Here is a 284-nt window from a genome sequence, read left to right as displayed (position 1 = left end):
CTCGACCCTGCCACCGGCCAGGTGCTCGCCCGGGTACCGGCCATGGACGCGGTCGACACCCGCCGCGCCATCGAAGCCGCCGAGCGTGCCTGGCCCGCCTGGCGTGCACGCCCGGCCGCCGAACGCGCCGCGCTGCTGGAGCGCTGGTACCAGGCCATGCTCGATAACCTCGATGACCTGGCGCTGATCATGACCCGTGAGCAGGGCAAGCCGCTCAATGAAGCCAAGGGCGAGATCCGCTACGGCGCAGGCTTCGTCAAGTGGTTCGCCGAAGAGGCGCGCAG

1 protein-coding gene is annotated in these 284 nt (G+C 70.8%); it reads left to right on the top strand.

Going from position 1 to position 284, the window contains the following annotated elements; all coding sequences use genetic code 11:
* Nucleotides 1–284: aldehyde dehydrogenase family protein (locus SB756_RS29420; protein ID WP_410913084.1), on the top strand; the 284-nt coding region annotated here is incomplete at both ends.

The organism is Pseudomonas sp. SIMBA_068 (assembly GCF_046534705.1).
In the GTDB taxonomy this organism is placed as follows: domain Bacteria; phylum Pseudomonadota; class Gammaproteobacteria; order Pseudomonadales; family Pseudomonadaceae; genus Aquipseudomonas; species Aquipseudomonas putida.
The sequence above is the reverse complement of the archived record's forward strand: the minus strand, read 5'-3'. Positions and strand labels throughout refer to the sequence as shown.